The sequence below is a fragment of the Thioalkalivibrio sp. genome (assembly GCF_041690275.1).
Classification (GTDB): Bacteria; Pseudomonadota; Gammaproteobacteria; order Ectothiorhodospirales; family Ectothiorhodospiraceae; genus Thioalkalivibrio.
The window spans coordinates 1-23806 of sequence record NZ_JAWLHP010000003.1 but is presented as its reverse complement, the minus strand read 5'-3'; the positions used below and the strand labels follow the sequence as shown (position 1 = coordinate 23806).

General features: G+C 67.4%; 24 protein-coding genes and 1 tRNA gene. 10 read left to right on the top strand and 15 right to left on the bottom strand.

Translation table 11 applies throughout. The features are described from left to right. Window positions 1–245 precede the first annotated feature (245 nt). Window positions 246–473: a ChaB family protein gene (locus ACESMN_RS00855; protein WP_373051690.1), complete on the top strand. Its 228-nt coding sequence runs from the start codon at window positions 246–248 to the stop codon at window positions 471–473. 251 nt (window positions 474–724) lie between these two features. After that, entirely contained in the window at window positions 725–1612 is an 888-nt protein-coding gene (locus tag ACESMN_RS00850) for a copper resistance D family protein (RefSeq protein ID WP_373051689.1), read from the top strand. Between the two features lie 97 nt (window positions 1613–1709). Here ACESMN_RS00850 and ACESMN_RS00845 read toward each other — a convergent pair whose 3' ends face one another. Beyond that, complete coding sequence (locus ACESMN_RS00845) at window positions 1710–3059, bottom strand: FAD-dependent oxidoreductase (RefSeq protein ID WP_373051688.1); 1350 nt, start codon at window positions 3057–3059, stop codon at window positions 1710–1712. Window positions 3060–3262: 203 nt separating this feature from the next. Between ACESMN_RS00845 and pyrC the strand changes: the two genes are divergently transcribed. Then, the gene (gene pyrC, locus ACESMN_RS00840; RefSeq protein WP_373051687.1) at window positions 3263–4294 is read left to right on the top strand and encodes a dihydroorotase; all 1032 of its coding nucleotides are present in this window, start codon (window positions 3263–3265) and stop codon (window positions 4292–4294) included. A gap of 22 nt (window positions 4295–4316) precedes the next feature. Here pyrC and ACESMN_RS00835 read toward each other — a convergent pair whose 3' ends face one another. Beyond that, entirely contained in the window at window positions 4317–4715 is a 399-nt protein-coding gene (locus ACESMN_RS00835; RefSeq protein ID WP_373051686.1) for a hypothetical protein, read from the bottom strand. 159 nt (window positions 4716–4874) lie between these two features. Then, window positions 4875–6293, bottom strand: coding sequence for a helicase HerA-like domain-containing protein (locus tag ACESMN_RS00830; protein ID WP_373051730.1), 1419 nt, complete (start codon window positions 6291–6293; stop codon window positions 4875–4877). 233 nt (window positions 6294–6526) lie between these two features. Between ACESMN_RS00830 and ACESMN_RS00825 the strand changes: the two genes are divergently transcribed. From ACESMN_RS00825 to ACESMN_RS00810, 4 genes are all read left to right on the top strand, one after another. Next, window positions 6527–7654: an NAD(P)/FAD-dependent oxidoreductase gene (locus tag ACESMN_RS00825; RefSeq protein ID WP_373051685.1), complete on the top strand. Its 1128-nt coding sequence runs from the start codon at window positions 6527–6529 to the stop codon at window positions 7652–7654. Window positions 7655–7731: 77 nt separating this feature from the next. After that, entirely contained in the window at window positions 7732–8697 is a 966-nt protein-coding gene (locus ACESMN_RS00820; protein ID WP_373051684.1) for a hydrolase, read from the top strand. A 62-nt stretch (window positions 8698–8759) separates the two neighbouring features. Further along, window positions 8760–8981, top strand: a complete 222-nt coding sequence (locus tag ACESMN_RS00815) for a hypothetical protein (RefSeq protein ID WP_373051683.1) — start codon at window positions 8760–8762, stop codon at window positions 8979–8981. A 70-nt stretch (window positions 8982–9051) separates the two neighbouring features. Further along, window positions 9052–9921: a bifunctional nuclease domain-containing protein gene (locus tag ACESMN_RS00810; RefSeq protein ID WP_373051682.1), complete on the top strand. Its 870-nt coding sequence runs from the start codon at window positions 9052–9054 to the stop codon at window positions 9919–9921. Window positions 9922–9993: 72 nt separating this feature from the next. Here the strand turns inward: ACESMN_RS00810 and ACESMN_RS00805 are convergent, their stop codons facing one another. Continuing rightward, window positions 9994–10689 (bottom strand): SDR family oxidoreductase, encoded by a 696-nt coding sequence (locus tag ACESMN_RS00805; protein ID WP_373051681.1) that lies wholly within the window; start codon window positions 10687–10689, stop codon window positions 9994–9996. Between the two features lie 26 nt (window positions 10690–10715). Then, window positions 10716–13325, bottom strand: coding sequence for a PEP/pyruvate-binding domain-containing protein (locus ACESMN_RS00800; RefSeq protein WP_373051680.1), 2610 nt, complete (start codon window positions 13323–13325; stop codon window positions 10716–10718). 132 nt (window positions 13326–13457) lie between these two features. Between ACESMN_RS00800 and ACESMN_RS00795 the strand changes: the two genes are divergently transcribed. Next, window positions 13458–13544, top strand: a tRNA-Leu gene (locus ACESMN_RS00795). A gap of 275 nt (window positions 13545–13819) precedes the next feature. Here ACESMN_RS00795 and ACESMN_RS00790 read toward each other — a convergent pair. From ACESMN_RS00790 to ACESMN_RS00775, 4 genes are all read right to left on the bottom strand, one after another. Beyond that, window positions 13820–14488, bottom strand: a complete 669-nt coding sequence (locus ACESMN_RS00790) for a TorF family putative porin (RefSeq protein WP_373051679.1) — start codon at window positions 14486–14488, stop codon at window positions 13820–13822. A gap of 210 nt (window positions 14489–14698) precedes the next feature. Beyond that, the gene (locus tag ACESMN_RS00785) at window positions 14699–15838 is read right to left on the bottom strand and encodes a DUF2325 domain-containing protein (RefSeq protein WP_373051678.1); all 1140 of its coding nucleotides are present in this window, start codon (window positions 15836–15838) and stop codon (window positions 14699–14701) included. Window positions 15839–16121: 283 nt separating this feature from the next. After that, window positions 16122–16316, bottom strand: coding sequence for a hemin uptake protein HemP (locus tag ACESMN_RS00780; protein ID WP_373051677.1), 195 nt, complete (start codon window positions 16314–16316; stop codon window positions 16122–16124). Window positions 16317–16329: 13 nt separating this feature from the next. Further along, window positions 16330–16710 carry a hypothetical protein gene (locus ACESMN_RS00775; RefSeq protein ID WP_373051676.1) on the bottom strand — a complete coding sequence of 127 codons (381 nt, stop codon included), beginning with the start codon at window positions 16708–16710 and terminating at the stop codon, window positions 16330–16332. Between the two features lie 138 nt (window positions 16711–16848). Between ACESMN_RS00775 and ACESMN_RS00770 the strand changes: the two genes are divergently transcribed. After that, window positions 16849–17271 (top strand): heavy-metal-associated domain-containing protein, encoded by a 423-nt coding sequence (locus ACESMN_RS00770; RefSeq protein ID WP_373051675.1) that lies wholly within the window; start codon window positions 16849–16851, stop codon window positions 17269–17271. A gap of 49 nt (window positions 17272–17320) precedes the next feature. Here the strand turns inward: ACESMN_RS00770 and ACESMN_RS00765 are convergent, their stop codons facing one another. The 6 genes from ACESMN_RS00765 to ACESMN_RS00740 all read right to left on the bottom strand — a co-directional run bounded on the left by ACESMN_RS00765 (window position 17321) and on the right by ACESMN_RS00740 (window position 21585). Next, window positions 17321–17701: a hypothetical protein gene (locus tag ACESMN_RS00765; RefSeq protein WP_373051674.1), complete on the bottom strand. Its 381-nt coding sequence runs from the start codon at window positions 17699–17701 to the stop codon at window positions 17321–17323. A 27-nt stretch (window positions 17702–17728) separates the two neighbouring features. Then, the gene (locus ACESMN_RS00760) at window positions 17729–19861 is read right to left on the bottom strand and encodes a heavy metal translocating P-type ATPase (protein WP_373051673.1); all 2133 of its coding nucleotides are present in this window, start codon (window positions 19859–19861) and stop codon (window positions 17729–17731) included. A gap of 3 nt (window positions 19862–19864) precedes the next feature. Next, window positions 19865–20203 (bottom strand): hypothetical protein, encoded by a 339-nt coding sequence (locus ACESMN_RS00755; RefSeq protein WP_373051672.1) that lies wholly within the window; start codon window positions 20201–20203, stop codon window positions 19865–19867. Continuing rightward, entirely contained in the window at window positions 20196–20564 is a 369-nt protein-coding gene (locus tag ACESMN_RS00750; RefSeq protein WP_373051671.1) for a hypothetical protein, read from the bottom strand. The genes ACESMN_RS00755 and ACESMN_RS00750 overlap by 8 nt, the downstream gene beginning before the upstream one ends. After that, entirely contained in the window at window positions 20561–20851 is a 291-nt protein-coding gene (locus ACESMN_RS00745; RefSeq protein ID WP_373051670.1) for a hypothetical protein, read from the bottom strand. The genes ACESMN_RS00750 and ACESMN_RS00745 overlap by 4 nt, the downstream gene beginning before the upstream one ends. A 353-nt stretch (window positions 20852–21204) precedes the next feature. Further along, the gene (locus ACESMN_RS00740) at window positions 21205–21585 is read right to left on the bottom strand and encodes an HMA2 domain-containing protein (RefSeq protein ID WP_373051669.1); all 381 of its coding nucleotides are present in this window, start codon (window positions 21583–21585) and stop codon (window positions 21205–21207) included. 643 nt (window positions 21586–22228) lie between these two features. On the opposite strand from ACESMN_RS00740, the gene ACESMN_RS00735 reads away from it, so the two are divergent. Then, window positions 22229–23782, top strand: coding sequence for a hypothetical protein (locus ACESMN_RS00735; protein ID WP_373051668.1), 1554 nt, complete (start codon window positions 22229–22231; stop codon window positions 23780–23782). The last annotated feature ends 24 nt before the right edge of the window (window positions 23783–23806 follow it).

The following is a 23806-nucleotide window of genomic DNA, read 5'->3' as shown; positions in this document are numbered from 1 at the left end:
CCCATGAGACGTTGATTGCGATCATGCGGGCTGGACTATGCGCTGCGCTCACCCGGCGGGCCAGCCTGCGGCTGTTCAATGCGCTACGCGCTTCAGTGCCGCGCTGTCCTCGCAATGACGGAGGAGTCGATCAGCGCTTTCTCGCGATGATACCGGGTAACGGGGCCGCATGTTACCGTGGACTGCCGATCGCGGGCACCCGAACCCCGTTCACCCCCGTCGATTGCAGGACCCGAGGAGCGGTGATGCCGTACGAGCGCAATGCCGATCTGCCCGATCAGGTACGGGGAAGCCTGTCGGAGAAGGCCCAGACGATGTACCGGAAGGCCTTCAACAATGCCTGGGACCGGTACGCGGATCCCGAGCTTCGTCAGGGTGATGCCTCCCGTGAAGAGACCGCGCACCGCGTGGCCTGGTCGGCGGTGAAGGAGTCCTACGAGAAGCGCGGGGAACGCTGGGTCAGGAAGGAGTGACCCCGAGGACGCACCCCGGGATTCGGGGTCGCCTCATTCGATTCCCGCCGCTCGCTGTTCCCTGCGGACCCAGGCGATGATGTGAGCCGCGTCCTCCCCCTGCCATCAGCCCCGGTCTGCCACCGCAGCCTGCCGGAACTGTCCCGCAGCAGTCAGGTTCCGGTATGGTTGGGCCGTGGATCCTGTCGCGACATACTGGATGGCCCTTGCGCGGCCTTTTTCCGGGCGACGGCCCGGCCGGGTTCGGGAGCATGGGTGACCTGGACGCCTGGACGCTGTCCCTGACCCTCGCCTCCGCGGCCTTTTATGGCAGTGCGCTGGTGGCCGCGGGCAGCGTGCCGTTGAAGCTGGCGTTGCGGGAGATGCCGGCAACCGCGCAATCGGCACTGGCGCGCCAATTGGCCGTTGCGGCCTGGCTGGCCATCGCGCTGGTGCTGCTGCAGTGGCCGCTTCAGGCTGCCTTTCTCGGTGGTGGAACGCTGGCCTCGGCCTTCGATCCGTTTCTGCTGGAGCTGGTCTTCGACAGTCCCCAGGGTAACCGGATCCTGTTGGCCTTGGCCGGACTGTTGCTGTTGCAGGCGATCCTGCTGGAACGGTGGCGTGGCGGGGCGGTAGTTGCGCTGGCGGGAGTCCTGGGGGCGTTCCTGGTGCTCCTGGCCTTCGTGCAGACCGGACATACACGCGACGAGCCACGCTGGCTGCTGGGCGGCCTGCTGCTGGTGCACCTGGCTGCGGTTGCCTTCTGGATCGCCGCGCTGCACCCCCTGTTGCAGCTGGCGGCACGTGCGGACGATCAGCGCAACAGCGCAAGGGTGCTCGAACGGTTCGGGCGCATCTCGGCCGTGAGCGTCGGGCTGCTGGTGGTGGCGGGGGTCGTTCTGGCCTGGATGTTCCTCGGTGGTCTGGTGCCGCTGGTTACCACCGGCTATGGGCAACTGCTGCTCACGAAGCTGGCGCTGGTGGCCACCCTGCTGGGCTTCGCGGCATGGAACAAGTGGCGCCTGGTGCCGGCCTTCGAACAGGGGGACGCGCAGGCCCGGATGCGGCTGCGCAGGAGCATCCGCATCGAGATGCTGCTGTTCCTGTCGATCCTGCTGGTCACGGCCTTCCTGACCACCACGGCATCGCCGGGCGGATGAACCGCGGTGCGATGACCAGGCGGAGCAATCGGTGTGGAGCCGCTGTCCGAGGGTGAGCCGCTCGCCCCGTCGGCACCGGTGCGCCTCGACCTGATCTTCAGCTCAGGGTGCGTGCGGCGGTCAGCACCGGGTCCCACACCGGGGAGAACGGGGGTGCATAGGCGAGGTCCAGATAGGCGAGCTGCTCGGCCGTCATCCCGGCGGTGATCGCGGCGGCGATGGTATCGATGCGCTTCGCGGCGCCGGCGCGGCCCACGATCTGTCCCCCGAGAAGGCGGCCGGTGCGGTCCTCCACGACGAGCTTGACCCGGACCTTTCCGGCGCCCGGGAAGTAGTGGGAGCGGGTCAGCGTCTCGATGGCCTTGGCGCGCCAGGCAATGCCCATGTCCCCGGCCTCCTTTTCCGACAGACCGGTGCGCGCGATCTCGAGGTCCTGGAAACGCGTGATCGCGGTGCCCAGCACCCCCGGGAATTGCATATCGCCGCCGCTGAGGTTGATGCCCGCGATCAGTCCGTGCTTGTTCGCGACGGTACCCAGCGCAATGAATACCGGTTCCTCCTTCACGATGTGAAAGGACTCTGCGCAGTCGCCGGCCGCCCACACCTGCGGTATGGAGGTCTGCATCCGACTGTCGACCTGAATCGCATCCGCGGCCCCCAGCCGGATACCGGCCGCCTCGGCCAGTTCCGAGCGGGGCCGGATGCCGATGCCGAGGATCACCAGATCCGCGTCGATGCGGCGCTGATCGGTCGTGACCTGGCGCACCCGACCGTCGGGGTTGGTCTCGATGCCGCTCAGGGCCTCCCCGAGAAGGACGTCGACGCCTGCCTCGCGCATGGTCTGCGCAATGGAGCCGGTCATGTCCGGGTCCATGGTGTTCATTACCTGGGGCGCCATGTCGATCAGCGTGACCTCGAGCCCGCGGTCGAGCAGTGCCTCGGCCATCTCGATGCCGATATAGCCCCCGCCCACGATCACCGCCCGACGGGGCGTGTTCCGCTCCATGTCCTCGAAGACATCGATGCCGCTCTGCAGGGTGGACAGGCTGAAGACGCCCGCGGCGCCCACGTTGGGCAGGTCGGGGACAATCGGTGCCGCTCCCGTCGCGATCAGCAGCTCGTCCCAGCCCTCGTCGAACTCCCGTTCCGAGTCCAGGTCCCGGACCCGGACGCGCCGACCGGCGGCATCGATCGCCACGACCTCGTGGCGCGTGCGCACGTCAATGCGCTGCTTCTCCCGGAAGACCTCCGGAGCGCGGGCCACCAGCTCTTGCGCGGATTCGATCTGGCCGGCGATGTAGTAGGGCATCCCGCAGGCGGCGTAGGAGGTGTGCCGGCCGCGTTCGAAGACCACGATCTCGCGGTCCGGGTGTTCCCGGCGCACCTTCGACGCCGCGCTCATGCCCGCGGCGTCGCCGCCGATGACGACGAGTTTGCGATCGTTCATGGCGTCTTCCTGATCCGTTCGGTTGGGTGTTGCCGAGGCATCGGGCGGCGCCCCCGCGCAGTGGTGCGTCGGAGGGCACCGCTGGCCAGGGCCGAGCCCGGAGGAGTCCTGAGTGGAACATTTTCCGGTAGACTCGGCAACCACGGGCGGACCTGTCTGCAGGCCCTGCCCGGGATACCCGCCCACACCGTCTTCCCGCCCCCATGGACCGACTGACGATCACCCGACCCGACGACTGGCACCTGCACCTGCGCGACGGCGATGTGCTGGAGACGGTGCTGCCGGACAGCGCGCGCCGGTTCGCGCGCGCCATCGTGATGCCGAACCTGAAGCCGCCGGTCGTGACCACCGCGGATGCCCTGGCCTACCGGGAACGCATCCTCGCGGCACTGCCCGCGGGCGTCGCCTTCGAGCCGTTGATGACGCTGTACCTGACCGAGGCCACCGCGCCGGAGGAGATCGTGCGGGCCTGCGACAGCGGACACGTGCACGCGGTGAAGTATTACCCGGCCGGCGCCACCACCAATGCCGCCAGCGGGGTCGTGGATCCGCGGCGCTGCTATCCGGTATTCGAACAGATGCAGCGGCAGGGGGTGCCCCTGCTGGTGCACGGCGAGTCGATCGACCCGGCGGTGGACGTGTTCGACCGGGAGGCCGTGTTCATCGAGCAGACACTGGCCTCCCTGGTGCGCGACTTTCCGGGATTGAGGGTGGTCCTCGAACACATCACCACGCAGGCGGCCATCGACTTCGTCACGGAGGCGTCATCGAATGTTGCGGCGACGATCACCGTGCACCACCTGCTGATGAACCGCAATGCAATGTTCCAGGGCGGCATGCGCCCGCACCACTACTGCCTGCCGGTGCTGAAACGCGAGCGGCACCGCAAGGCCCTGGTGCAGGCAGCGACCGGCGGCAATCCCAAGTTCTTTCTCGGGACCGACAGTGCGCCGCATCCCCGGGATGCCAAGGAGTCGGCGTGCGGCTGTGCCGGCGTGTACACCGCCCATGCGGCCATCGAGCTGTATGCGGAGGTCTTCGAGGCCGCCGGGGCACTGGACCGGCTGGAGGCCTTCGCGAGCTTCCACGGCCCGGATTTCTATCGCCTGCCGCGCAATCGCGACCGCCTGGTGCTGGAAAAGGCGGACTGGACGGTGCCGGAGGAGGTCCGGTTCGGGTACCTCCCGGGCGTCCCCCTGCGCGCCGGAGAGGCGATCCACTGGCGCCTGGCCTGAGGCGGGCGTCCGTCGGCCAGGATCAGTCGCGCGGCCCTTCCGTCTCGAAGATGGCGTAATGGAAGACCGTCTTCGCGTCACTGTCTTCCTCGCGCCTGCCGAGGCGCGAGGGGAGGGCGTGACCCTCGATCCGCTGCTTGAAATCGTCGCCGGTTCGGATCACCAGGACCGCGCGCTCGATCTCGGGAATCGGCGCATTGGAGATCAGCACCATGCCATCTTCCGTAACCGGCCGCTCCGATGCGATCACCTTGAGAGGTTCGCCGTCCCCGGCGAGGTCGGAGAGCAGACCGGGATAGCGGTTGAGCTTCATGCCGCGCTTGTCGATCACGATCCCTTCGGGCGCACCGGCAAGTGCGTCCTCGATCACCTTCAGCTGTTCCTCGCTGAGGAGCTCGTTGATGTTTCCTTTCCAGGGCATATGGGACCCCCTTGACTCGAGTGGACAGTGGCCGGCGCAGCGCCACGCGCGTGACCGGTATCTGCCGGTGCCAATCGCCTTCCGGTTGGCACGAACCGCCTCTGCGCCTCGGGGCCCGGCAATGCCCATTGTAGACCGGCGCGGGGCTCGGCGGGGTATTCAGCGCCGTCGGCTCAGTGATCCCAGCAGGCCGCGCATCACCTCGCGTCCGATCTGGGCGCCGATCGATCGCGCGGTGCTCTTCACGGTGGCGGTGATCACACTGTCGCTGCGGGCGCCGCGCTGCTTCGCGGGTGCGCGTGCGGGACGCTCCTGCTGGGGCCGCACCGTCGCCGTCTGCTGTGCATCCAGCGCGGCCTCCGCCTGCTGCTTCAGGATTTCGTAGGCCGAGTCGCGGTCCACGGGCTCGTCGTAGACTCCCGCCAGCACTGAACCGCGCATCCGTTCCTGACGCTCTTCCGCCTGCAGCGGACCCATGCGGCTCGACGGCGGACGAATGAGGGTGCGTTCCACCGGCGTCGGGCTGCCCCGGTCGTCCAGCACCGACACCAGGGCCTCCCCGACGCCGAGCTCGGTGATCACCTGCTCGGTGTCGAGGGCCGGATTCGGCCGGAAGGTCTGCGCCGCGACCCGCACCGCGCGCTGGTCCCGCGGCGTGTAGGCCCGCAGCGCGTGCTGAATACGGTTGCCCAGCTGGCCCAGCACCGCGTCGGGGACATCGGAAGGGCTTTGCGTGATGAAGTAGATGCCCACGCCCTTTGAACGGATCAGCCGCACCACCTGTTCGATCCGCTCGCTCAGCTGCCGCGACCTGCCGTTGAAGAGCAGGTGGGCCTCGTCCAGGAAGAGTGCGAAGCGGGGCCTGTCCGGGTCGCCGACCTCGGGCATCTGCTCGAACAACTCCGACATCAGCCAGAGCAGCAGCGTGGAATACACCAGCGGACTGTTCCGGTACAGGTGCTCGGCGTGCAGGATGTTCACCACGCCACGGCCGTCCGCATCCGTCTGCAGAAAGTCGTCCAGCGTCACCGCCGGCTCTCCGAAGAAGCCGTCGCCGCCCTGGGCCTCCAGCGTCAGCAGAGCGCGCTGGATCGCCCCGATGCTTGCGGGGGAGACATTGCCGTACTGCGGGCCGAGCGTCCTGCGGTTCTCGTGGACCCAGGCCAGCATCGCGCGCAGGTCCTTGAGGTCCAGCAGGAGCCAGCCCCGGTCGTCCGCCACCCGGAAGACCAGCTGGATGACGCCGGTCTGGGTGTCGTTGAGGTTGAGCAGACGGCTCAGCAGCACCGGGCCGAAGCCGGCGATGGTCAGGCGCAACGGATGACCCTGTTCGCCAAGGGGATCCCAGAACACGCTCGGGGCACCCCGCAGCTCCAGCGGATCGAGGCCGACGCGACGGGCGCGCTCGCTGAGGCGTTCACTTGCGTCCCCGGCCGCCGAAATTCCCGATAAGTCGCCCTTGATATCGGGCACGAAAACGGGAACGCCGAGGTCGGAGAGGGCCTGGGCGAGCACCTGCAGCGTGACTGTCTTGCCGGTGCCGGTAGCGCCGGCGATCAGGCCATGACGATTGGCCATCTGCGGAAGAATGGTGACGGGCCGGTCGGCCTTGCCGAGGAACAATGCCTGATCGTTCACGAGGTCTCCACGGAGGAGGTGGTCAGGTGCAGGATTCTACCCGAGCCCGGCGGGGGCGAGGAGATCCGGCCTCGCGCGGTCCGGATGGGCGCTGCGGAAAATTCGGGGGAGAATGCGGCGGTCACGGTGAGTCCATACAATAGCGAAAACGGTCGCAACCACGGATATTGCCAATGACCCGCATCACAGTGATCGGCGCCGGCTTCGGTGCCCTGACCGCCATTCGCAAACTGCGCGCCGCCGATCCGGCCCTCGGGATCGACGTGATCGCCCCCCGTCCCGAGCTGGTGTACTACCCGAGCACCATCTGGATTCCGACCGGTCTGCGCACGCCGGAGGATGTGGTCGTGAACCTGGAGGGCTTCTTGCGCCGCATGGGCGTGAACTATCACCAGGCATCGGCCACCGGCCTGAAGGACGGCGGGCGGACGGTACTGACCGACGCGGGCGAGGTCACGAACGATGGACTGATCATCGCCTCGGGCGGGCGCTTCATCAAGAAGCTGCCGGGGATCGAGCATGCGATCACGCCCTGCGAGGGCGTCGAGGCGGCAGTGAGGATCCGCGACCGGGTGGCGGAGATGCAGGGCGGGACCATTGCCTTCGGCTTCGCGGGCAACCCGAAGGAGCCGACCGCGATGCGGGGCGGACCCGTGTTCGAGTTCATGTTCGGGATCGAGCAGCACCTCCGCAGCCGCGGCGACCGCGACCGCTTCCGGCTGATCTTCTTCACGCCCGCCCCGAAGCCGGGCAACCGCCTGGGGCCGAAGGCGGTCGACGGACTGCTGCGCGAGATGAAGCGGCGCGGCATCGAGACCCACCTGGGCCACAAGCTGAAGGGGTTCGAGGCCGACAGGGTGACCACCGAGGGCGGCGAGTTCGGCGCGGACCTGATCGTCTTCATGCCCGGCATGACCGGTAACGCCTGGTTCGACAACACCGACCTTCCACGCTCGGACGGCGGGCTTCTGAAGGCCAACGCCCACTGCCAGGTCGAGGGCCGGGACAAGGTGTACGTGGCTGGCGATTCGGGCAGTTTTCCGGGTCCGGACTGGCTGCCGAAGCAGGCGCACATGGCCGACCTGCAGGCCGAGGCCGCGGTCAGGAATCTGCTCGGGGAACTCGGGGGTCAGGCCCCCGAGGCCACCTTCAAGCCCGAACTGATCTGCATCGTGGACACCAAGACCAGCGGGATCCTGGTCAAGCGCACCGAGAAGAGCAACCTGATGCTGCCCTCGACGCCCGTGTTCCACTGGGCCAAGCGGGCCTTTGAGTGGTGGTATCTTCGGCAGTACCGCTGATCCGCGCCACTACGTGTACAGATGGGCCGACGACGGATGCGGGGTGCGTGCCGTCGCGGGTGACCTGGGAGATCCCGGTGATTGCTGATAGCAGGGACAGGCCCTTCCACCCCGCGTGGTGGCTGCCGGGAGCGCACCTGCAGACCATCGTGCCCAACGTCTGCCGGCTGCGTCGGGCGCCCATGCTAAGGCGCCAGTCGATGACCCTGCCCGACGGCGATTTCCTGTTTCTCGACTGGGGCCCCGATCCCGGAGGGCCCATCGTCGTGCTGCTGCACGGTCTCGGCGGGAGCAGCCGCTCCGCCTACGCGCGGGTGCTGATGCGCGCCCTTCACGAATCCGGCTTCTGGGCCTGCACCATGCACTTTCGGGGCGCGACCGGCGAGCCGAACCGCAAGCTGCGCAGCTACCACATGGGGGAGGGCGAGGACCCCGCGTTCGTGCTGTCGGAGTTGCGGCGCCGTTACAACCCGCGCAGGCTGGCCGCGGTGGGGGTGTCCCTGGGCGGCAGTGCCCTGCTGCACAGCCTGGCGGCGGCTGACGAGGGCGCCGCCGTCGACTGTGCGGTCGCGATCTCGGTACCGTTCCGGCCGCACCAGGCCGAGGAACGGCTGAACCGGGGCTGGTCGCGGCTGTATCAGCGGCATATCCTGCGTCAGTTGCGGCGGATGTGGCAGGACAAGTGCCGGGCCCTCGCGCGCCCCGACCTCGCGGCCGATCTGCACCGCATCCGCAGGTTCCGCGATTTCGACGCACGCATCACCGCGCCGGTGCACGGCTATGCCGACGCTGACGACTATTATGACCGCGCCAGCAGTGTGCAGGTATTGCGGAACATCCGGGTCCCCACCCTCCTGATTCATGCCCTCAACGATCCCTTCATGATGCCGGACAGCGTCCCGCGGCCCGACGAGCTGTCCCCCTGCGTGACGCTGGAGACGCATCGCGCAGGCGGCCACGCGGGATTCATGGAGAATTCGGGGCGCAGCTATCTGGAACGACGGGTTCCCGCTTACCTGCTGGAACAGTTGCAAAACGATTGACCCGTGTCGGGTTGCCAGGGGGCCGCGCCGGCTCCCGCTGGCGTCCGCCCCCGGAGGTATGCATGCTTTGGAAGATTCTCACCCTGGCCGTGCTGATCGGGTTCGCCTGGTGGCGGCTGCGCCAGTGGCTGCGCGAGCGGCGCCTGCGCGCCGCGGGGGAACCGGTGCCCGAGCCGCGCCGGGTGCGGCCGATCAGTATCCTGGCGGGTGCAATGCTGCTCGGCTACGGGGGGTACCTGGTCTGGGTGCTGATCGCGCAGGCGATCGGCACCTTCGGGGAGTGAGGGCCGGCAGGTCCGGTTGAACGAAGCACCTGCCTGCGGGTCGCAGAGGCAAAGGGAACGGGAGAAGGTGATGACGCGCCTGTCGAAGACCGCCGTCTGGTGTGCCGCGCTGCTGCTGTCACTCTTGTCTGCGCAGACCGTCGCGCGCGCACCCGCGGTGCCGGTGGAGGAGATGCTGCCGGTGGAACTGGCGACAGTGGGGTTCGAGAGTGGGAGTGGTTCGCCGGTCGTGGTCCTGCGCGAGCCGGCCTCCGGGGACGTGGTGCTGATCAGCATCGGCTCCGGTGAAGCCCTCGCGATCCTGCTGGCGCTGCGGGATGTTCCGACACCGCGTCCAATGACCCACGACCTGCTCGCCTCGGTGATCGGGAGCCTGGATGCCGAGGTCGAACGCGTGCTGGTCGACGCCCTTGTCGGCGCCACCTACACCGGCGTGATCGAGCTTGGTGTGCCAGGGCGCGAAGGCCCCGTGCGCGTCGATAGCCGGCCGAGCGATGCGCTGGCGCTGGCGGTTCGCACCGGCGCCGAGATCCTGGTGTCGCCCGATGTGCTGATGGCCACGCGCGGGCTGGAGTTCGAGGGACTCCCCGAGTCGCAGCAGGTGGTGAGCGCTCTGGGCATCACCGTCGGCGAAGTGACCCCGGATCTGCGCGAGGCCCTGGGTCTGCCGGACGACCCGGGTCTGGTGGTGAGCCGGACCGTGGGCGAGGCCGAGGAACTGGGGCTCGAACCCGGCGCGCTGATCCTTGAGGTGAACGGGAGGGTGCCCCGGTCCCCGATGCAGTTCCTGGATCTGGTGCGCGGGACCGAACCCGGGAAGCGGGCGCGGGTGCGGATCTGGCAGGATGGCGAGACCCGGGAGCTGCAGCTGTCCACCGATGTTCCGGAGCGCCCGACCCCTGAGCGCAACCCAGCCGACGGCGACGCACTGGAAGTCTGAACCGGCCGCGCCTTTTCCCTGCCAGGGGTGAAGCGGGGCCGTGACGGTGGGTTGCGCTCCTGCCGCGCGCAGCTACCAGGGAATGGTGCTGCCGTCGACGTCGATGAAGCGCCCGTTGTCCGCCGGGGAGGCGTTGTCCAGCGTCCTTAGCATTGCGGTCACGGACTCCGTCACGGTGATCTCGGCGTTGGGTCCGCCCATCTCGGTCCGGACCCAGCCCGGGTGCAGGATCAGGGTCCGGATGCCCTCACTGTCGAGATCGCGCGCAAGGCTGACGCCGACCGCGTTCAGCGCGGCCTTCGACGAACGGTAGATGTAGACGCCGCCGGACCCGTTGTCCCCGATCGAGCCCATCTTCGAGCTCAGCAGTGCGATGCACGGCTGGCGGGCCATCCGCAGTTGCGGCAACAGGGTCTCGACGACCTGGCGCGGGGCAATCGTGTTGACCCGGAAGGTCTCCAACCAGGCCTTCTCGTCGGTGTCGCCAAGGCGGTCGGGCACCGGGCCGTAGACTCCCGCATTGCTGATCAGCAGGTCGAGCGCGCGATCGCCGATGGTGGCGGCGAGATTCACGCGGTGGGCGGGACTGGTCACATCCAGCGGCAATACGGTGAGCTGGTCCCCGTGGGCCTGAGCCAGCTCCATCAGTTCCGGCGACCCCTCCGGGTGACGGGCGCCGGCGAAGATCCGATCCCCGCGGGCGACGAGTTGGCGCACGAACTCCAGTCCGATTCCCCGGCTGCATCCGGTGATGACCACAGTCTTCATGGATTCCTCCTCTGGTGTGTGGGTCTTCAGGTCTGCTGATAGCAGAACAGGCGTTGTTGGACCACATCGGCGGTTACCCGAAGGCCCATCCCGTGCACATCGTACAGGCGCAGGGCATCGGCGACCGCGGGGTCCGCCGCCTCCTCCGCGTCGGGCGTCAGCCTGCGCTCCTGCGGCAGGGAGTCCAGCCAGCCGGGCTGAAATTCGGTACCCGGTTCCTGCGGGAACAGTGCGACATAGCCGATCCGGGACTCAACCAGATCCTGGAAGAAGTGCGATCCGAAGGAGAGGTCGGGGATCATCCCGGCGCCCAGTTCCGCCACCTCGGCCAGCACTGCCACCCGGTTGATGTCCGCAAAACGCACCGGAATTCCCAGCTCCGGACTGCTGGTGCCCCAGCGCCCCGGTCCGATCAACAGGGTGGGGCAGTCGTCGCGCTCCCGTATCAGCCGGTTCAGGTGCCCCACGAGACGGGCCACAGCGAAGCGCTGGGAGGTGCTCAGGGCGCTGTAGCGCGGTCCGTCGACGTGAATCACGCGGTCGATCGGCTGGTCGATGTTGCCGCCCATGAACCGGCCCCGGCTGGCGAAGAGGAGTCGTGCCGCGCTGACCCTCTCCGGAAGTGCGACCTGCCGCCCCTGGCCCAGCGTCTGCAGGGGCCGGCACTGGACCAGGTTCACCGATGGCGTGCCGTCGTCGTCGAGGTGCAGGGTGAACTCGATGTCGACCGGATATTCGTAGGCCCTCTCCAGCTCCTTCATCATCCGCCGCATCATCGAAACCAGGCGGGTCTCGCGCAGCAGGGGGTTGAAGGTCAGGCGCCATACGGCTCCGCCGCCAGGCCGTGCGCGCGAACGTCGGGTCGCCTCGCGATCGAGCTCGGCGGTCCAGCGCAGGGGCAGGTCGGGGGCATCCGCGGCCAGCTGGCGGAGCGGCATCGAACGCAACCGGTTGTCGAGAATGTCGAGCACATCCACCGTGTGCTGGGAGTACCGGTAGGCATCCTCGGTATCCCGGTAGGGGCGCCGCTGTGGCTGATCCAGCGCGACCACGCAGGCGTGGTCGCCCTCGATGCGTTCCACCGCCCGCGTTCCGAGGCCGAGCACCAGCCGGAGCATGCCGGCATCCGGGTCCATATCCGGGCTCCAGGCGAAGACGTTTCGTGAGACGCCGACCCCGGCCGCGTCCGGAAGGTAGAACGGACCGTGATAACGCCCGTTCACGCGCTGCAGCAGCAGCGCCATCGGCTCCTCCCGTTGCGCCAGACCCCGCTGCTGCCGATAGACCAGCGCGTCCTCGCTCATGCTGGAGGCGAAGACCGTCCGGATCGCATCCTCCAGCTCCGCGAGGCGGGCCTCCGGCGTCCCCTGGTTCACCCGGAAGGTGCTCTGGTATTTGCCGGCGAAGGCGTTGCCGAAGCCATCCTCCAGCAGGCTGCTCGAGCGGACCAGGATCGGATACTGCCCGAAGTAGTCGAGTACCCGTTCCAGTTCGAGCCTGACTTCACCGGGGATCTCGCCGCGGAGCATGTCATGGTGCAGCGAACGGGCCTCCTCGAAGTAGCCGGCCTCGGTGCGCTGGCGCATGATCCGTGGCCACCAGCCGTTGTGCACGAGGTAGGCGTAGTAGACGTCCGAGCCCAGGTGAAAGGAGTCGTGGGGTTCGAGGTGCTGCGACCAGTGCTCCGGGTCCTCGGTGAGCAGTATCCGGCGGGCGAGCAGCATGCCGACCGCCTTCCCGCCGATGTAGCCGGTTCCGATCATGCGGCTGCGGACGGCCAGCAGGTCCTCCAGCGTCAGGTATCGGCGGGCCAGATCGAGCATGCGCGCATCGCGCCCGATCAGGATCTGCAGCAGGTGTTCGTGCACCTCGCGGCACCGCATCGGGTCGGCCCCGGACGGCTCCAGCTCGCCGGCCTCGAGGAAGATCCGGTCCCAGCAGTCCAGCTGGCGTCGGCTGGCGCCCTCGCTCCGGTGCGCGAGGGCGGCCTGCAACCGGGTGGCGTCGCTGCTGTCGATCACCGGGAGGAAGCGTTCGCCGCGCTGGCGGTGCGGAAGGAACATGGTCGCCGACTGCCGGCGCCACACCTTCACGGGCTGGATCTGGCGTTCTCCGTTGGCGTGGTGCACGTCGACCAGGACCTGCGTGGTCTCGCGGATCCTGGACAGCGTGACGTGGGAATGCTGCTGCGGGTGGAGGGCGAAGTAGGCGACCGTGTCCAGTTCGAAGAGATGGGGGCAGACCACGCGGAAGAAGTTGCCGACCATGTAGTCGGTGGCCCAGGCGGAGAGCAGTTCCGACAGACAGTCGCAGACGTAGAAGGCGCCGCGGCCGTGCTGCGTGATCAGATCGTATACGCGGCCGGTAAACGACGCGAAGCCAACGCTGGCATCGATCTCCACGATATCCACCCCTGGTCCGGGAGTGACCAGCGGAGCGTGGCTCGCGAAGCGCAGGTAGATGATCAGCCGGTCATTGGCGGCTGCGGCGGCGACGAAGGGGCCCACGAACCGGCGGTAGTCGGCGATGTCATCCACCCGCCAGACGACGTTGTCGCCAATCCGCAGGCCGTCCAGCACCTCGTCCAGCCCCTGGATACCGGTGGAGACGAAATCCGCGGGCGCTGCGCCGTCCATCAGGTGGTCGCGTTCCGGTTCATCGGCGACCCGAAGGGGATCCGGCTGCCCCCTTCAGCTGATTTCCGGTACCATCGCGGGCGCACCGCGGATGCACACCGACGAGATGTTTCAGTTGCACAGGCCGATACCGGGGGCGTGGCGGAACTGGTAGACGCAGCGGACTTAAAATCCGCTGGGAGCGATCCCGTGCCGGTTCGATTCCGGCCGTCCCCACCATTTGGAGGCAATGGTCTGTCGAGACCTCGGATTCCGAGTGCCCTGGCAGGCTGCTGTCTCATGTCTCCGGCGCGTCACCCAGGTACGGTATGGGCGGGCGCATCTCGGATCCTCTCCTGGTGGGCCATGCGGAATATCCAGTACGGGATCGGCGGGCCGTGCGTATCGTGATTCAGCATAGCACCACCGCCCGTGCTGTGTGTCGCTCCTGGATTCAGGGTTCGTTCCAACGGCAGCATGTCGGCTGTTTCGGCCGCGTTTGTCAGGCTTCAGGCTCAGAAGCTGACGCTCCAGCCCACCACGAACAGATCCTGACTGCCGCTCTCATCGGTGGACCCATAGGCCAGAGAGATCTCACCGAGATCGCTCGATTTGGTGATCCCCAGCATCCAGAAGGCGTAGCCGTCCTCATCGCTGTCGTCCGGATCGGAGTAACCGAGCTCGCCATTGAGGCCGATGCTCGGGACGATCTCGTGTCCCGCGCCGGCGCGCCAGATGATGTCGCCTTGGGCGGCGCTGTCGTCGGCGTGGACGGTGTAATCGAATCCTGCGAAGACCGGACCGAAGCCGGCATACGCCTGAACTTCGCCGAAGTCTTCCTCATCCAGTTCCGGGAAGTAATAGAACACGTAGGCGACGTCGAAATCCAAGGTGCCGGCGGAGAAACCGTAACCGCCGTACAGATCGACTTCCTGGCCCTCGCCACTGCCCAGTGTCGATGTCCATGTGCCGAGAAAGATGCCGGAGTCATTTTCGTAATGGACACCGCCCTGCACGACGGCATTGTTGTCGGATCCGGATTCACCGTCGTCGAGGTAGTCGCTGAACACGCCGACGTTGAATTCGAGTGTGGCCTGCGCCACGTTGCCGATCATCAGGGCGCCGGTCATCAGGAGGACGCTGGTGCCGAGCCGGATGGAGTGAACCCGCGAGAAAGTGTTCAAGGTATGCGCTCCTTATTCTGGGTTTTCGAGTCGCGAACGATGAAGATGTGGTTTGTTGAAGGATGCCGAATCGGAGGCGGGGCCCTGCCTCGGATCCGTGGGAATGAAGAGAAGGAAGAGAGGGATCATCTTGTTTTTCTGGCTGGTTTGGGCCGTTCTGCTCCGGCAGCTGGATCTGTGACTGGCGCCGCCCGGCGTTGAGGCTGGCGACTACCCCGGGACCTCCAGCATTGCGACCGACGGGATGGTTCCGGGTGGTCTCCGCTCCCGCTCCCCTTGCTTGCCGGAGTTCGTGTCCGCGACCTGCTCCAGCGCACGGGCAAACGTAGAGACGCCGGAAGAGCGCAGCAGCACGCAGGGTTTTGCGTAGCGCTTGCAGAAGCGTTTGGAGCGGTTGTAGGCGTCGTGACTCACGCAGTCGATGGTGCAGATGACCACATCGGCCGATGACAGCAGGGAATTCAACCGCTGAGGCTTGTCCTCGATTCCGCCGTCGTGGTGCTCGAACTCGCCGTTGCACCGCGCGACCAGCTCCCGATAGTGTTCGATGACCTGGCTGCGTCCGCCAACGCACAGGATTCGGCGACCACACAGATTGGGGCAGCCAGGCGGCCCTGAAGCCGAGCACCCGTCGCAGGCGTTGGCGCCTGGGTTCAGCAGGCGTTCGAGGGCCTGGCGCTGTGCCGATTGCTCATGGGCTTCCCGCGCCAGGGCATTCGCACGCCTGTTGGCGAGGTCGCAAGCATCCCTCCAATCCTTGACCTCGGCCCGGAGTCTTTCAGCGCGTTGATCGGCGGCGCGTGCGCGCCTCGCGTGGGCCGTCACACGCTCCTGGAGGCGGGTGCCCCCGAGGCTCTTGAGACGCTGGATTGCGCCGGCTTCCCGGGCCTTCGCCAATCGACCTTCCTCCTGTGCGGTTGCAACCTGCGCCTGCAGCTGGCGGAGCCGCCGGTCGCGGTTGTCGATGGCTTGTCGATGGCGGTGTTGCTGCGCGTCCAATTCCTGGCGGAGCCGCTGGATCTCCGAGCGTGCGTCCTGGAGTTTCCTCAGATCGGCGCGTTGGCCCGCGCCGATCTGGTGAGAAAGCATGTGTATCTCTTCGTACGCGCTGTGGGTCAGGCGGGTGTCGCACAAGGGATGGGTGACCAACGCCCAGAAGCCTCCCGGAACGTCGCCCTCATGAAGGGTTTGCTGCCACAGCGACTCGAGTTGATCACGCGACCGGGCACGCGTGAACCGCCGCACAAGACCGCCGTGGGTGCGTTCCAAGGCCTTCTGAGCCGCACGCGACAGCGCGTTGCGATGTTCGGACGAGGCAACCAGGTGCAGGTGGACCGCGTAGTCGGTCATGGCCTCCACAGCGACGCCCTGTGTTCTGGCGATGCGGCGCCAGGCGTCGATGTCGAGACAGGTGCCGATGACAGGGCAATGGAGTTGCCGACGCAGCTCCCAGAGCTTGCGTCGTTTGCGGGAAGGGGCCCCGGTTTCTCCGGGATGCCCGGCGCTGGCCGGCGGAGCCGACTGGGTCGGCTGCGCCGGGTGCGCCTCGCCCTGAGGGTCCCGCAGGAGCAGTACGGAGACCGGATTCGGCCTGCCATGGTTGATGCCGCCGCACATCGCTCTTACGGTTCCCTTACTTGGTCAGAATGAGCTTGCCGTTTCGGGTCTTGCGCAGGGTGTAGGTGTGGCCCTGGTGGTCGATTTGCAGGACCTGCGCGTTGCCGAACAGGACCTGGCTGTCGATCACCGCGGTGCCGACGTTTCCGCCGGCTGGTGCAGGACGCGCCTGTTCCCCGGGATGAGCCCTTTTTTCAGTCGATATCTGCATGATTGAGATCGCTTCAGAACCGGGTCCGCAGCAGCGTGGATAGGGAATAGCTCACGCCCTTGTTCACCAGCATGTTCAGCGCGACCTTCCCGATTTCGGCGGCGATGGGACGCTGTGCAGCGGCAAATGTGCTCGGCGCGCGACCTCCCGGGGCCAGAGGGAGGGTTGCCTGAGGGCACTCTTGTTGCAGCCTCTGCAGGAGTTCGGCCCCCGAGGTCTCGCAGGTGTCGTAGAACACGGTGACGCTGCCGGCCTTCTCGTTCAGGCGCAGGCTGCGGACGGCGGGAAGGGCTCGCAGTCGGCGCAGGGCTTGCGAGCGCTCGCGGGATTCGCTTCGGAACAGGCGCGCGCGAATACGCACGCGCCCGGGAACGTGATGCAGAAATTCGTTCATCGGAGGTCTCCAGTCAGGTCCTGTTGATCCCGGAAGGGCGAGACACCGTTCCGGTAGCTACGATACGACGATTGACATCGTAATGCGAATCGTTCAGATTCGCAACCACAGTCACTATGATTTTCCGGGGAGAGGGCGGTGACGATCGTCAGCACACTGAAGGGTCGGGCCCGGGTTCGAGCGCGGGTGCTCCGGTCGCCGCGGGGAGCCACCCGCATTGCCGAGCAGATCGCGACGATCCCCGGCGTTCTCGACGTGCGCCCGAACCCGGCCGCGCGTTGCCTCGTGGTCACCTTCGCCCCGGATGTGCTGGAGATCGAGACGCTGGAGGAGCGAGCGGAGTCGCTTTGTCAGGCCGCCGAGCGGGTACCGCGTGGCAACGGCCGGGGCCTTTCGCGGCAGCTCAACCGCGCCACGAAGTACGGGATGCTCGCGACCCTGGCGAGCTCACTCGCCTATGGGTACCTGGGCCGGAAAAAGGCACACATCGGCTTCGGTGCCGCCTTTCTGGTCTTTGCCGGAGCCCATGTCTTCCGGTATCAGGGCAGCCTGATGCGCTGATCCGCAACGCCCCAATCGCCCGTGCTGCCGCGAGCTGTGGCTCCTTCCCTCAGGTGTCCTCGGGTTCTTCCGACCTGCCTGCCTCGGCAGTCTTCTGCACACGCTTGCGCGCCGTGGCGCGCGTGGGGCTCTTGCGGGTGGTCGTCCCGCGCGTCGGGGTCCGTGGCTTGGGTCGCGGGGTTTCCGCGACCGTTGCGGCGCCAACGGTGGTCGGATCGGCATCCTGGCCGCGCTCGGGCAGGGACTCGCGACCCCTCCTCAGCCCCCGGGCGACCTTGGCGGAGACCTCATCCGCGGTGTCCCGTGCCCTCCGGGACAGGCTGCCCGTCTTCCGGCGCAGGTCATCGCGAAGCTGTTCGTCGCGGAACAGGTAGACCGCCAGGCCACCGACGACGGCACCGGCTACAAAGGGAATCAGGTGATAGGCCATGAGCAGGTTCCTCGATTCAAGAGCGTGTCAAAAGCGTGATGGGTAGTCGTCACGCGGAATCGTCACCCGGGACAGCGATGGCTCCGCGGAGTCCAGTCCGCGCAATGCCCTGACCAGCAATCCCACGGTGGTGCCGTTGTGCATCAGGGCGGTGGCCACTGGGGAGAGCCAGCCGAGCGCCGCACCGACCATCACGCCGGTATTGACCCCGATCGCCGCGCGGTAGTTGCTGGCGACGATGGCCATGGTGAGCTGGGCAACCTCGATCGCCTCGGGCAGCAGATCGAGCCGGTCCTCGAGCAGGACGACATCCGCGGTGGCGCGGGCCAGTTCCGTGCCGCGTGACATTGCGATGCCGACGTCGGCAGCCACCAATGCGGGGCCGTCGTTGACGCCGTCCCCGACAAACGCGACCCGGCGGCCCTCGGCCCGAAGCTGTTCCAGCACCCGGGCCTTGTCCTCCGGCACCTGTTCTGCAAAGACCTCGTCAATCCCGAGTTCCCGTGCGAGGGCATCGGCCCGGCGCCGCTGATCGCCGGTGAGCATTACCAGGTGCCGGATGCCCATGCGTCGAAGGCCGGCGAGCACCGCAGGGGTGTCATCGCGCAGCGTGTCGCGCAGGGCGATCAACCCGACCGCCTCACCCGCCGTGCCCACGTACAGCAGGGTCTTGCCCTGTTCCTGGAGGACGGCGATGGCCGCCTCGAAGCCATCGAAGCGCACGCCGTGGTGCTCCTCGAGAAAATGCCGGCTGCCGATCAGGAGCCGGTCCCCGTTCACCGGACAGGTCATGCCATGGGCGACGAGGTAGTCGACCTCGCCATGGTCGATGTGATTGAGCTTCTCCTCGCGGGCCTTGCGCACGATCGCCTCCGCGATCGGGTGGCTGGCATGCTCCTCGATGGAGGCCGTTACCGCGAGCAGACGGGCTCGGGACCAGCGGGCCGTGTCCAGTACGATCACGTCGCTGACTTCGAGATCGCTGTGTGTCAGCGTGCCCGTCTTGTCGAACACGACGGTATCGATCTCGGCCAGATGTTCGATGGCCTCACCCCCCTTGAGCAGGATGCCCTTCGAGGCGGCGCGGTAGATGCCGGAACGGAATGCGAGCGGGGTCCCGAGCTTGAGGGCGCAGGAATAATCGACCAGAAAGACCGATGCCAGGCGCCGCTGGTCGCCGGTCAGCGCGTAGATGAAACCGCCCGTGCCGAGGGTGAGATAAACGCGCTGATCGGCCAGCCGCTCCGCCATGCGCTGGGTGTCCGAACCCTTTTCCAGCGAGTTTCCGATGAAGCGGGCGATGCGCGCGGTGGTTGTCTCATCGCCCACGTGGCGGGCCTCGATCCGCAGCCGGCCGTCTTCGATCACGGTGCCGGCGATCACGTGATCCATCAATTCCTTCCGCACGGGGACGGGCTCACCGGTAATGCTGGACTGGTTGACCAGGGCCGTGCCGTCCAGCACGAGTCCATCCACCGGGATCCGCTCGCCAGGACCGACCTCGACGCGTTCTTCCATCCGGACCTGGTCGTCGGGAACCCGGACCAGCGTACCGCCCCGCTCGACCCACGCGAGGCCGGGTTCCGGCCGTAGCAGCCGACGCAGCATCCGGTCCGACTGTCGCTCCGTGCGGTGCTCGAGGTAACCGCCGAGCTGCATCAGGAAGTGGGTGACATTCGCGGTAAAATGCTCGCCCCGTCCGGCCGATAGACCGATCGCGATCGCATCAAGCACCTCCATCTTGATGCCCCGCCGAATCAGCGTATCGAGACCCTGCACCAGCGTTCCACCGATGTTTACAAAGGTGAGCAGGCGTCGGACCGGCCAGGGCAGGAACGGCAGCGCGAGCAGTAGAGCGATGCTCCCGATCAACGGAGCGGCTTCGGCCTCCCGCGTGGGTTCAGCCGCGCCGCTCGGAATCCGTCGGCGGCGGAGCCCCCGAAGGCCGGCAAGGATGGCCTCGCGGGTGGCCTCCCGGCCGTCGTAGGCGAAGATCACCGATGCAGCATGGCGATTGATTCTGACCGCCTCGACCCCTCGGATCGATTCCAGCCACGTCTCGAGCCAGGAGAAATCGATCAGGGGGTCGGTCAGCAGCGGAAGCCTGAAGCGCAACCGGACGGGCGTTTCATGAATCAGCCGCAGACCGTTTTGCTGCAACGTCTAATCCTCGTCATCCGGTGCCTGCGCGGTATGCAGTTCCGCCTCCGCGTCACGGAAGCGCTCCTTCATCTCTTCGACCCCGCCCTGAACCATGGACCAGGCCCGAACCGCCGCCTTGATCGCATTGTGCTGAACGGTCTCATTGGTCAGCAGGTAGGCCGCCAGTGCCCCGACGAGTGCACCCTTCAGGAAGCGGGGATTGGTCAGGTGGCCACCGCCAGTGGGCGCCGCCGGCTGTGCAGGCGGAGGGGGATACCCGGGCCCCCAGGGGAATTGGCCGTGCGGGTAGCCCGGCGCATGACCGGTGGGCGGGTAGCCGTGTCCATAGGGGTTAGGCATCTGCGGGCTCCTTGCTTGGACGGGTCAGGGTGTACATCACGGCGGTGCCTGTGGCGAGGGTCGCCGCGAGCGCCAGGATACGGTTCGGGCCGGCCATGCGACCGGCCGCTGTCGCAGCGGCGGTGGCAATGCCGGCGTGGAGGCCGGCCTGGGCGGTATTGCGCAGGGCCGTCTGCCAGGAGCTCTCCTCCCGTTGCATCCGGTGCAGATTCACCGCGGCGGCGCCGGCGGTACCCACGATCGCCCCCGTCTTTCCCGCCGCGAGCAGCGTGTGCCATTCGGATGGGTGTGCCCGGGTGTACGGATCCAATGGCGTGTGCCGTCCGCCGTAGGACGGGTTCGGTGCCAGATGATGGTTCATCGGGGGAAGTCCTCCGGTTGTGCCTGTGAACTGACTTCGGTGTTCGACGACTCGCCCGCGGTATCGGCATCGGTTTCCTGCCCGGTCCCGGCCAGGTTGTCCATCCCGGATTTCACGGCCTCGGCCGTCTTCGTGGCGCCGCCGACCAGCGCGTCGCGCAGGTTTTCGTTGGTGAGCAGCATCACTACGGCAGCGCCAACCATCGCCCCCTTCCAGAACTCTCCGTCGTCGAATCCGAAAAGGTCCTTGAGCATGCCGAGTCCGGCCTGATCGGCAAGACCGCCCATTGCGGCACCAAGGCCCGACGATTCGGCACCCGGCGGGGCGGTGCCGGGTGCGGGTCCGGGCGCACCGTGTCCGAAAGGTGCGCCTCCGTATCCGGGTGGACCGTATGGGCCGTATCCGTAGGGGGGTGAGCCGGGGCCGTAACCGGGTGGGGGGTACGCTGGCCAGGCAGCGCCTCCGGCCCAGCCCATCGCGGGGTGATGCGGCCAGGGCCCGATCGCGGCGGGCCCGTCGCCCGGCATTGGGCCCGCGCCCTGGGCTGGACCGGGATGTCCGTTCGGTGGAGTCGTGGCGCCGGCACTGGGGTCGGCGCCAGGGGCCGCACCGGCGTTTTGCCACGCGTGCTCGGGAGTATTCATGTGGGCTCCTTGTTGGATGGGGTATCGAGCTCCCTAAACGGGGCATCGCGGGATCGGGCGGGCAGGGCCTGCTCGAGGAGTGCCTGCAGACCCCTTTGAGCATCATCGCGATCGCCTTTCAGCATGAGTTCCCAGGTGCCGGGGGTGATGTGCCCGGCCGCGTATTCGATGATGATCGACCCCGCAGCGGGATTGATCCGCATACCGCGGATGCCACGAAGGGAGCGCAGTTCCTCGGTTACGCGGTTTCGGGCCACGCGATCGAGGTGCGACAGGAATGAGGGGGCGATCCGCAGACGGATCCGGCCGGGGACATGGTGGACGATCTGCACGTGGCCGCGCAGTTCCAGCAGGGTGTTGAGGTCGGGAGACGTCACCGAAGCCACCGCCGAGTGATCGCGCCGCCGAGATCGGAGTCTCGACCCGATCGGGTTCGGGCATCGCGTTCTCTGATCGGGCGTCGGCGCCCTTTCAGACCGGGGTGGGGCGAGTAGTTCTGCATGTCCAGCTGCCTTGCATAGCCGCATCAAGGGGTAGATGGCTGGCTCGCGAACCTGAGGCGAAGGCCCCCGGGCAGGCTGGCTGGCTGTCGGCTCCGGATTCCGGAGCCGAGATCCTGAGGATAGGAGAAATGGCGAGGTGTGGGCAAGATGGAGATGCCTCGCAGGCGCGTTCGCAAGTGGACATCCGAACGGCGTATCCCCCCCGTGCGATTTTCGGATGCCCCCGGGGCAGGGCAAGTGAACGACCGTGCCTCGCGTCAGCCTCCGCGTTCGTTTCAGACCCTTCAGAAATCCCGGTTCCTGCCGAATCCCAAGAGCAAGAGAGCCTTGCCCTGGGGTTGCCCTGGCGCGCAAGCGGGCCTGGCAGGCATCTCTCCGTGGCTTGGTCGAGATCCGCCGGCGCTGATGCGGGTACCCTGCTAGGTTCTTCGAGGATACAATAGAAATACCAGGTAACCTGCTGGTTTAACAGCGCAGTCACATTCGTGGAGGCTGCCGGAATGTCGCGGATCAGGGTGTGAAGAGGACGCTGTATCTGCTCGTGTTTTACCTCGGCCTGGCGGCCGCACCCCTGCCTGGGGCGGCGCCGGTGCCGGGCGTTCCCGACGTTCCCGACGTTGGTTCTCCTGCGAACTCCGGATTGCCGGAACCCCGCACGGAGGGGCTGCCGCCCCCGGGGCAAGTCGCGTTGCCGAAGGCGGCCGCCGCATCGGACGAGGCCCCCAGGCATGCCCGCCTGGGTGTGCAGAAACTCGCCTACCAGAGCCTGATCCACCGGGACCGGGATCGCCCCGGGGCGGTCGCGGAGTGGCGGCCCGCGCAAGGGACGGATGTGCGCGGGTTTGTCTTTCACCCGAAGATGCATGAGATCTCGGGGAACGCAGTGCAGGAGTCCGACCTGGAGCACCAGCTGCTCGGCGTCGTGGCCGCGCACGCGGTCCCTGTTGGAGGCAGCGGCAAGTTGAAACTGACCGGTGGCTGGGTCGCCGGTAACGAGGTGGCGGAGCGGTCGGATACCGGTGCGGAGGCGTTGAGCAGGAGCGCCTGGTCACTCGGTGCGGATGCCAGCCTGCTGGATACCCGGCTTCGGGTCTCGATCGAGCGGGCGGGTTCGGAACGGATCGAGGGCAGGGCGGGGTCCATGGTGGACCGGCGGGCGGCCGCCCGCCGGTTCGGGGCCGAGTGGAGGCCGAGTGCGTCCGGGGGGACGCAGTGGCATGCCGGCGCCGAATACAGCTGGGTGGGACCGGAGTTCGACAGCGCTGCGAATACTGACGTCAAGACCGACCGGGAACGCCTGCTGGCCGAGGGGGGGCTCGAGATCGACGAGTGGCAGATTCACCTTTCAGCGAGCCGCGAACGTGATGATGTAATCGGTGATCGATCCGGGGCCGCGGAGCAGAAGGAGCGCTACCGGCTCAGGACCACATGGACGCCGCCGGAGATCGGCTCCGGCTGGTGGCGGGGCCGCCCCCGCGTCCGCATGCACGCCGAGTCCGGCCGGAATGAACGGCTGCGGGTGGCAGAGAGCGGGTTGGCCGCGGCGGCCTACCGGCGCCTGCAACTGGAGTCCGATTTCAGTACGGACGCCGGCCGCTGGGGCGTGAGGGCCAGCCGGGGCCAGACACCGGGAGCGATCGACGCCGGGCGAGAGGCGGGGCTCGATACCGCACAGCTCGAGCTGTATCGGGACCAGCGTGGCCTCCGGGCCTTCCCGGTGAGGGCGCAGCTCGAGTGGCGTCAGCGCACGGACCGGTGGACAGGCACGACACAGGAGCGCTGGGAGGCGAGACTCGGTTCACGCACGCTGGTGCTGCACGATCGCGTTGATGCGGACTTCGACCTGCGGTATCGGCACCAGGGTCGTTCCGGTGCCGGGGTCGGGGAGACCGACCTGCAGCTCGGAGGCCGCATCGCCTGGACCCTGGACCACCCGACCGCGAACCGCGGTGGGCTCGCCCTTACCCTCGATGCGGAGTTCGCTGACCGAAGCGCAGTCTCGGGAAGCGAAGACGACGACTACCGCGTGTTGCTCACGCTCTCCGGGAATAATCCGCTCGCCGACTGGTGACCGGGCGCTGGGTCGCTGTTGCTG